The sequence below is a fragment of the Calothrix rhizosoleniae SC01 genome, assembly GCF_900185595.1.
In the GTDB taxonomy this organism is placed as follows: Bacteria; Cyanobacteriota; Cyanobacteriia; order Cyanobacteriales; family Nostocaceae; genus Calothrix_A; species Calothrix_A rhizosoleniae.
Map to the genome: position 1 here is coordinate 1 of NZ_FYBH01000344.1, position 8,636 is coordinate 8,636.

Consider the following 8,636-nt stretch of genomic DNA (forward strand, 5'->3'; position numbering starts at 1 on the left):
AGACAAAAACATATAAATTTAACCCACTGACAACATAATATACCCGACCTCACAATCAATCTGCTAAATTTTTCTCAAATCTATAGAGTCAAATAGATTTGAGAAAAATTTTGTTAAGATTAATTAGATGTTTGAAAGATTGCATTCTGTTTCAGGGAAAGATATAATGTCTTAGGTCACTTTTCCCAAAACCAAAAATGTATATGTGGGTGCGTAGCTCAGCCGGATAGAGCAACTGCCTTCTAAGCAGTCGGTCGCAGGTTCGAGTCCTGCCGCGCTCGTTTTTAACCTTTAACCCGATACCCATAGTATTTTAGATATTGCCGAGCCAGAATAAATTCAATTATTTTGTTCTATTAAAATTTGTGAATCAAGTGTCTGTAAACGAAAAATACCAGGAGCAACCGTATCTATGTCTACTGGCACTATTATTTTCATGTATATTGCTGCGATCGCTTGTTTGGGTTTTGGTGTCATTCTAGGTGCCCATGCTACCGCCTTGAAAGCAGCTTTTGATGAAATTGTCTCAATGTTAACTATTGCTCCTCCTGTAGGCTTCTGATGGGCGTTGGGAGGTAATTAATATAAAGGGCAGCTAGGATATTCCTTAGGTTGATGCCAGAGAGTAATTTTCAAATCAGAACACCAACATCCCCAACCTTGAATTTGAGTTTCATGGTTGACAATCCAATCATAAATTTTTTGTGCTTTGATTAATGCTGATCGCTCGCTACGATACAGTCGAGGACTAGGGCGATATGCTTCCCCATTGATGTGTACTCCTGCAATTAGCCAGTAGTCACTTCCATCACCTTCGGGGATAATTTCTAGAAATCCACAATTGTAAGGTTCAATAATTCCTAAGGTCATTTCCGAAATCACAGCAAAAGCCTCAAAAATCATAATATACAAAGAACAAATGAGGTTTTTCTGTTCGCTACGAGCTACAGATTATGTACAAGCTGTTGGGGGACAGATAATTTGTACTGATTTAATTACAGCATCTTCATGAAATTGGTTGGTTTTGTTCAATTCCTGGGGTGGGGATGTGTAGATTCCTGCAAAAGGTTGAGCAGTTGTTGCTAAGGGACGGAAATATATATAACGTTGCTTGTAGTCTGCAAATTTCACATACTCCCGCGACTCAGTGGCTGTATTGTAGGATAAAGTCGCTTTACCGTAAGCAGCCTCTGCATCTTTGATTTTTGTTCCTGCTCCTACCCCTTTATCCGTGCGATACTCAGGGCTTTCAGTCAATACATTGGTAATCCTACTGCTATTTGAGAAAGTAGTGCCAGTGGGGTACAGGATATGGTATAAGGTTTTGTCACTCTGATTAACAGCGATCGCATCCGAACCTACCATAAAGGGTGATTTGACTTTAAAGGTAGCTTTGGAACCTAATGATTGCTTCAGTTCTCCGTAAGTCATTCCTAAGCGCACCTTACCAATTCCTTGGGGGGATATGAGTTGGGAAGGATTGACATTGACGTTGCTAGGTGCTTGTGAAACGGGACTCTCGGTAGGAGATGAGGTACTTGTTGTGGTTGGAGTTGGTGAAGTATCTCCATTATTTGTGGTTGGTGTGTTACAACCTGCGAGAGTGACTAAGGCGGTGACAAGAAATAGTTGGATTTGACGATAGAAGTAGTGATTGTGCATTTTATTTGGGGTATCTAAAATATTAGGGGATAGGGAAATTTATAGGATTTGTATCAATAGCTCACTGAGATAAATTAAAGATCAAGATGAGATTTGCAGAGGTAGTAGATTCCTAACTTCTTATAGGTTAGAAGTCGGATATAGAAACCAGAAGATAGTATATAGGATATTGGGTAATGAATGATAAAGTCCGTATATCCGTATTGTAGCGCGCGCTATTTGAGCCAAATTATTACCTAGCTGCAACAAAAAAGCCCAGTTGAATCAACAACCAGGCTTACACACACATACAAACAAAGTCACACTCAATGAGGTTAATCACAACCTTAATTCTGTTCTAAGTTAACCTTAACTACCTTGCTCTTTTCTTCTACAGTTTTGGGTAGTGTCAGATGCAAAATACCATTTTTATAATCAGCAGTAACATTGGTATTTTGAATTCTAGCTTTTAGAGGAATTACACGCTGGAATTTGCCATAATAAAACTCAGAACGTGTATCTTCTTTATGTTCTATTTTACGTTCTGCAACTACCTTAACTGCATTTTCGGTAACTTCAACATCTACATCTTTTGCTTCAATACCAGGAAGTTCTAGTTTCAGGTGTAATGCATCCTCTGTTTCGGTCAATTCTGCTGCTGGGGTTCTAGATGTTGGTGATTGAAAATCTGCAAATAATCGGTCAATTTGACGTTGGAGAGTATTCATTTCAGCCCAAGGATTGTAACGGACAATAGCCATAATTTCTAACTCCTAGTTGTTTTATCTAGTTAGTGATTACATTTATCATTGCTTTTACACTTATATTAGTGATAATTAAAAACCTTGTGAATTCGGTTTTTATCACTTAATTATTGATGAATACCGACCGATAAAATAGGATTAATCAATAGTACGGTTAACTGTAATCTTATTGATACGGTTAACTCTAATTGTTATGGAACAACAAATATAAAACCAATTTTATAAAGCACTGTGGTGATATGCAGAGAAATTTTCATTTTTTCGGCTCTAAAAAAAATTAGATGCCAGTTTGATCAACCTCAAACCCCTATCCTCTTTCACTTTCTCCAGAGGGAACAGCAACATAGGAGCTATGCTAATGTCATTACAAGCATTAAAGCGGAAATCATATTACTTGTGAAATTTGTCCTGTTCGCGTAGTATTTATTCACAATTTGATATATATATCTGCCTCGGACAAGAACGGGGCACAATATAGAAAGGAACTTCCTTGTCCCGAACATGAGCTATTGCCTTAATCCTTCCTGTCACAGTCCTCAAAATCCCCAAAATAGTAAATTTTGTATTAGCTGTGGTTCACCCCTACTGCTGAAAGAACGCTATCGTCCACTGAAACCCATTGGACAAGGTGGCTTTGGTAGAACATTCCTCGCCCTGGATGAACATAAACCATCCCAACCTAGTTGTGTAATTAAGCAATTTTATCCTCAAGCACAGGGCACTAGTACTGTGCAAAAGGCTGTAGAGTTATTTAATCAAGAGGCTGTAAGGCTAGATGAGTTGGGTAAACATCCACAAATTCCCGAACTCTTAGCATATTTTAACCAAGACGATCGCCAATATCTGATACAAGAATTTATTGCAGGACAAAATTTAGCTCAGGAATTGTCTCAAAGGGGTATTTGGCAAGAAAATCAGATTTGGCAGCTATTACAAGATTTGTTACCAGTGTTACAATTTTGTCACGACAGGCAAGTTATTCACCGGGATATTAAACCAGAAAATATTATTTATCGCAGTAACCAGCAACCCGTATTAGTAGATTTTGGTGCGTCTAAATTTGTGACTGAAACAGCCATCAACCGTACTGGTACGAGTATTGGTAGTCCCGAGTATGTTGCACCAGAACAAATGAGAGGACAAGCGATTTTTGCTAGCGATATCTACAGTTTAGGGGCTACTTGTCTGCGCTTACTCACCGGGCGATCGCCTTTTGAATTATATGATGTTAATCATGATACCTGGATTTGGCAACAATTCTTACAACAACCTGTGAGTGCGAGCTTAAGCCAAATTCTGGACAAGATGCTGGTAACTATTCCCGCCAGACGTTACCACAGTGCAGAGAAAGTTATCCAAGATATTAATTCTCAAACTCCAAGAATAGCGAAACCTAACATTTCTACCACACCACCAAAACAATCACTCACAATTCTCCCCACAGTAAACTCTACTCCAAGTCAAATCGATTTAGAGTTGGAGGAGATGAAAACTATCTTTTTGAGTAGTAATCAGTCGCCAAATCATCAATCTAAATCTTCATCCCCAACTCCATCAACGTCGCCAACTAGTAATAAAATTGATGAAGAATTGGAGCAAATGAGGAAAAAATATCTTGGTGATTGAAACTCTTAAACCTCATCCATGTTGGAATCTGAAGTTTATAATTATTCTGATGTGTCATTGCGATGCTCAAAAGCAATCTCAAAATCCTGTTATAAAACTAAGGTTTTCAAGGTAGTCCCTCATGTAGGCGCAGCCTTCTCGTAGAGTACATTGGTACGCAACCAAGCATGAAAATAATTCCTTCACTCCTTCACTCCTTGACTCCCTATTTTCAAATTAGACGGGGCTTAGCAACGGTTTAAGAGTAGCTATTACTTTAATAGGGAGCTGTCCGGCTCCCACTACAGAAATTAATTGGAACTACTATAATAGGTATTCAAGCGGAGGAATAAAGCTTGAGACTGATATTAGTAGCACCCAATTCATTATTAGCAGAAGCATTTCAAGAACATTTCAATTATTTACCCAACGTAGAAATAGTTAATAACTACTTTGAATGGTTACCAAATTTTGACTGTTTAGTTAGTCCTGCTAACTCTTTCGGTATGATGGATGGTGGAATAGATGCTGCCATCATCAAATTCTTTGGTATTTCCTTAATGGAAAGAGTCCAGCAACGTATACTTGCAGATTATCTAGGAGAACAACCAGTAGGAACATCAATGATTGTCGAAACTGGACATCCTCAGCACCCATTTTTGGCTCATACACCAACAATGCGGGTTCCCATGACTATTGTTGGCACAGATATTCCTTATACAGCCATGTGGGCTATGCTTTTAGCTGTTCGACAACATAACCAAAATTACCACAACAAAATTAGTACTATTGCTTGTCCTGGTTTGGGTACAGGAATTGGTAGAGTACCATATGGTGAAGCTGCAAGACAAATGGCATTAGCATATGACCATTTTCTTTACCCGCCGAAGCATCTCAATTGTTTTGTTGCAGCTTCCAGACAGCTTTTGATTTGGGAAGGAAGATGGTGAAGTACCCACAGACTCCGCTTACGCTACGTCTTGGGCTAAGCGCTGACGCGCACGCTCCGCGAACGCGTCTCGCTCGCCGTTGCTCCGTTGGGTATCCCAAAAAAATGGGTATCCGGAACCAAATCCGGTCTGAGTCTTACACAGCATCTCTGGCATTTCTGCCTTTATCCCCTCAGTGAGGGAACCCGCGCAGCCGCCCGCCTCCCGCAGGCAGTTTGATTTTTGTTTTGACACGTTCACCTTGGATTTACAGCAATGGCTAACCAGCTAGGTTTACGTCTTCCCCGTTCGCGAAGCGTGCCCGAAGGGCATACTCTGCCGAGTACATACTTTATACCCAAAGGGTGGCCTCTTAGTCAGTCGGGTGGGTCAACAACCATGAATATCTTCCCATAAGTAATCAAACAAAAATATTTATCATTATTACGAACTACGCGAAGTTATCCTAACCCTTGTGATTGCTTCGTTTCACTCCGTTACACTCGCAATGACATTGTGTAATTAATTATGTTTAACTACTTATGTTCGTTATGAGAGCAAGGAGTGTTAAGTACGCAGAAAATAAGATACCCGAATTATTGATTAATTCGGGTATCTTGGCACTGCTAACGTTACTTAATTCAAAGAATCTAAATCTAGAGATTTTATCCCTTTATTTTCCACATAAACTAACATACTACCTAGCTGAGACCAAACTAACCAACAGGTAAGTGCTGTAATTGGTAAGCCGATACCATAAGCAAGTAAGGGTGGAAAGCCAAATACTCCTAAACCAGAACACAGAAATAAAGCTGAACCCAATGTCACACCAATAAATGGTAAGGTAGATTTCCTGGCTAATAAACGAGAATCAGAATTTTCTGCCCCATCTGCTTGCCATTTCTCTACAATTGTTTTTAAGGTTTCGGTGAGTGCTAAACCACAGGTAAAAGCAGCAAATAAACCGAAAAATACCAGTAAATAAGGCGGTTGGGGAGGGTAATAGTACATAATGCTAAATTAATCCTAAAATTGCTAATGGCTGATCTGTAAATTATTATCAACCATTAACAGGATATTACTTATTTTGTGCTAAGGGAAATAAAGATGTTGCTTGGGGTAAAATTGCAGCCGCTCTTTCTCGGGATATTTCTGTTAACATACCGATCGCTGCATCGAATAAGCGATTAGGTTGCAAATCATCTTTAACTAATTCCCACAATCTTTGGACTTCCTCTGTATGCAACCTATCGTCCTCTGTGAGTGCGAGTACTAGCTGTCGCCGCAAAAATTGACCTTCCTCCGATAGTAAATATTGTATTCCTAACCTAGCTGTGGGTAGTACATCAAAATTACTATCTGTACGAGCGATCGCAATTAAATTTTCTAGTCTCTGCCATTGAAATTTACCATCTTTGAACAGGACATTCAGCAGTCGTCGGCGCAATTGGGGAGATTCCCCTGTTAATAATCGCCTTGCAACGTAGGGATATGCTACCTCGACAATTTTAAAGTTCTGATTCAGGCTGAGGGCAATACCTTCTTGAGTTACCAGAGAACGAATAATCAAAGCAAACTTAGCAGGAACTCGAAATGGATAGTCATACATCAATTCCGAGAATTGATCGGTGATAGTTTTGAAGTTAAAATCCCCGACGTTTTGATTAATTGCATTCCCCAATAACATTTCTAAAGCCGGTACTATGGGGCGAATATCTGTGTCTGGTGCTAGGAAACCTAACTTCACATAATCTTCGGCTAAATCAGTATAATCTTGATTGATCAGATGTACTACTGCATCCACCAATGTTTCTTTGCTGGTTTCATACAACTGATCCATCATGCCAAAGTCAATGTAACCCATTCTGCCATCAGGCATGGCAAATAAATTTCCCGGATGGGGATCAGCATGAAAGAATCCATGTTCCAATAGCTGCTGTAAACCAGAGGTAACACAAATTCTGATAATTTCTTCTGGATCTAAACCTGCTGCACGAATAGCCTTAGTATCGTTGAGTTTAAATCCATTGAGCCATTCTAAAGTTAAAACCTTGGTAGAAGTGTAACGCCAGTAAATCGCTGGTACTTTTACCTGAGGATCGTTACGGAAATTTGTGGCAAATTTTTCGGCGTTGCGTCCTTCGTTTAGGTAGTCAATTTCTTCAAATAATTTGGTACCAAATTCGTCCACAATCAAAGTTAGATCATGTCCTAAATTCAAAGGTAGCCAGGGGCTAAGCCAAGTAGCAGCCCAACGCATTAAATACAGATCCAAGGTGAGGATGGGGCGTAAATTGGGTCTTTGTACCTTGACTGCAACTTCCTCACCACTGTGCAATTTACCCCGGTATACCTGACCCAAACTAGCAGCAGCAATGGGTTGGGGCGATAACTCACTAAAAATTTCCTCAACGGAACGGTCGAGTTCCATTTCAATAATTCTGCGAGCGATCGCATTATCAAAGGGTGGTAACTGGTCTTGTAATTTTACCAGTTCCTCCAAGAAATCCTTACGGATCAAATCTGGTCTTGTTGATAGAGCCTGACCGACTTTAATAAAACTAGGACCGAGACGAGTTAATAACTGACGCAGCTGGATAGCACGTTTTGTTTGATTTTGTTCAACTCGATCTTGCCATTCATCCCACTTCAGGCAGAAGATAAACTTACAGAAGCCACCAATAATTTTCAGTGCTCGCCCCCAAGCTATCCAGGGGCGATGACGATATTGGCGAGCGAACTCCCGGGGATCGTAGCGTAGTTTTCTCGTATCTTTTGTAAGGGTTTGCGAACTCACTCCCTTATCTACCTCTTCAATTGAACTCAAATTTTGTTTTGCCTGCGACAATTTTTTTTTATTAGATCCACTAGGATCAAGGTTTTTATTTGCTCTATATAAGTTAATCAAACTTAATTAAAAGTTATTTTTATTATTTACTAATTATTCTATCCTAATACACAAAAGTATATACTTGCTCTGATTCAATCACAAAAAAGTTTATATTTCCAACTTTTATAGGCAGAAGGAAGGGTGTTACTCTTGTATCCATAATCTCCTTGCTGTTTGATTTTATGTATTACCCTCGCTTTTGTCTGTGAGTGTATAGATATGTAAAATACAATCGGAATTTCTTTAGATTTTCTTAACTATTTATAGTAAAAATTATATTTTGTTAATAAAAATTAATATTATTCAGTTGATTGTTTGAAGCTGGGATTAAAAGTCTGCTGGAGTGGGTGTTGGTAAAAATACTAGACAAAAGATTTGGTGGCAGATGTATAAGGATCGGTGGGAAAATGCGATCGCTGTTCCACACAAGTGCGAACGAATCTTACTCCCTCTCCACAGACTTAAAATTTTGTGTATCCCACGGTATTTGTAATTTGGATTGTAGATTTTAGCGAGAATTATTTGAATTGTCGTTATTAAGGTTTTTGTTCTTCTTGACAACTCTGGTGGCACCTGATTCAGTAATAATTGGTTTGCCAGTGGGTTTAGGGTTTTTGTTATTATTACTCATATTTATGACCTGGGGCTAACTACAATGTTTTATACACATTGGTCAATAATTAATCCGGAAATTAACAACTAGGTGATTAAATAGTGTTTTTTTCATCACCTGTTAGGAATTTGTTCCCTAAGATCATAGTCTCACCTCTGCTTACAGTTAGCAGCATAAGCAATGCAGGCTTTTAA

Annotated in this window: 8 protein-coding genes and 1 tRNA gene; 4 read left to right on the top strand and 5 right to left on the bottom strand. The window is 39.1% G+C overall.

Going from position 1 to position 8,636, the window contains the following annotated elements:
- Positions 1 to 207: 207 nt before the first annotated feature.
- Together CALSC_RS21080 and CALSC_RS26655 are read left to right on the top strand one after the other, a co-directional pair.
- Positions 208 to 281, top strand: a tRNA-Arg gene (locus CALSC_RS21080).
- A gap of 131 nt (positions 282 to 412) precedes the next feature.
- Positions 413 to 562 (top strand): hypothetical protein, encoded by a 150-nt coding sequence (locus CALSC_RS26655; protein ID WP_159460659.1) that lies wholly within the window; start codon positions 413 to 415, stop codon positions 560 to 562.
- A 17-nt stretch (positions 563 to 579) separates the two neighbouring features.
- On the opposite strand, the gene CALSC_RS21085 is transcribed toward CALSC_RS26655, so the two are convergent.
- The 3 genes from CALSC_RS21085 to CALSC_RS21095 form a co-directional block, all read right to left on the bottom strand.
- On the bottom strand, positions 580 to 870 hold the full coding sequence (locus CALSC_RS21085; RefSeq protein WP_088243236.1) for a hypothetical protein: 291 nt from the start codon (positions 868 to 870) through the stop codon (positions 580 to 582).
- Positions 871 to 951: 81 nt separating this feature from the next.
- On the bottom strand, positions 952 to 1,662 hold the full coding sequence (locus tag CALSC_RS21090; RefSeq protein ID WP_200817700.1) for a hypothetical protein: 711 nt from the start codon (positions 1,660 to 1,662) through the stop codon (positions 952 to 954).
- Between the two features lie 326 nt (positions 1,663 to 1,988).
- Positions 1,989 to 2,402 (bottom strand): Hsp20/alpha crystallin family protein, encoded by a 414-nt coding sequence (locus tag CALSC_RS21095; RefSeq protein ID WP_088243231.1) that lies wholly within the window; start codon positions 2,400 to 2,402, stop codon positions 1,989 to 1,991.
- 504 nt (positions 2,403 to 2,906) lie between these two features.
- Between CALSC_RS21095 and CALSC_RS21100 the strand changes: the two genes are divergently transcribed.
- Positions 2,907 to 4,031, top strand: a complete 1,125-nt coding sequence (locus CALSC_RS21100) for a serine/threonine-protein kinase (RefSeq protein ID WP_088243232.1) — start codon at positions 2,907 to 2,909, stop codon at positions 4,029 to 4,031.
- Between the two features lie 335 nt (positions 4,032 to 4,366).
- Positions 4,367 to 4,960 (top strand): macro domain-containing protein, encoded by a 594-nt coding sequence (locus tag CALSC_RS21105; protein WP_088243233.1) that lies wholly within the window; start codon positions 4,367 to 4,369, stop codon positions 4,958 to 4,960.
- Between the two features lie 615 nt (positions 4,961 to 5,575).
- Here the strand turns inward: CALSC_RS21105 and CALSC_RS21115 are convergent.
- Positions 5,576 to 5,950 carry a hypothetical protein gene (locus CALSC_RS21115; RefSeq protein WP_088243235.1) on the bottom strand — a complete coding sequence of 125 codons (375 nt, stop codon included), beginning with the start codon at positions 5,948 to 5,950 and terminating at the stop codon, positions 5,576 to 5,578.
- 67 nt (positions 5,951 to 6,017) lie between these two features.
- Complete coding sequence (locus CALSC_RS21120; protein WP_088243238.1) at positions 6,018 to 7,736, bottom strand: ABC1 kinase family protein; 1,719 nt, start codon at positions 7,734 to 7,736, stop codon at positions 6,018 to 6,020.
- Between the last annotated feature and the right edge of the window lie 900 nt (positions 7,737 to 8,636).

Excerpts from the sequence above, each read along its gene's own strand:
- CALSC_RS26655 (WP_159460659.1), top strand. The coding sequence starts at position 413 with ATGTCTACTGGCACTATTATTTTCATGTATATTGCTGCGATCGCTTGT.
- CALSC_RS21085 (WP_088243236.1), bottom strand. The coding sequence starts at position 870 with ATGACCTTAGGAATTATTGAACCTTACAATTGTGGATTTCTAGAAATT.
- CALSC_RS21090 (WP_200817700.1), bottom strand. The coding sequence starts at position 1,662 with ATGCACAATCACTACTTCTATCGTCAAATCCAACTATTTCTTGTCACC.
- CALSC_RS21095 (WP_088243231.1), bottom strand. The coding sequence starts at position 2,402 with ATGGCTATTGTCCGTTACAATCCTTGGGCTGAAATGAATACTCTCCAA.
- CALSC_RS21100 (WP_088243232.1), top strand. The coding sequence starts at position 2,907 with ATGAGCTATTGCCTTAATCCTTCCTGTCACAGTCCTCAAAATCCCCAA.
- CALSC_RS21115 (WP_088243235.1), bottom strand. The coding sequence starts at position 5,950 with ATGTACTATTACCCTCCCCAACCGCCTTATTTACTGGTATTTTTCGGT.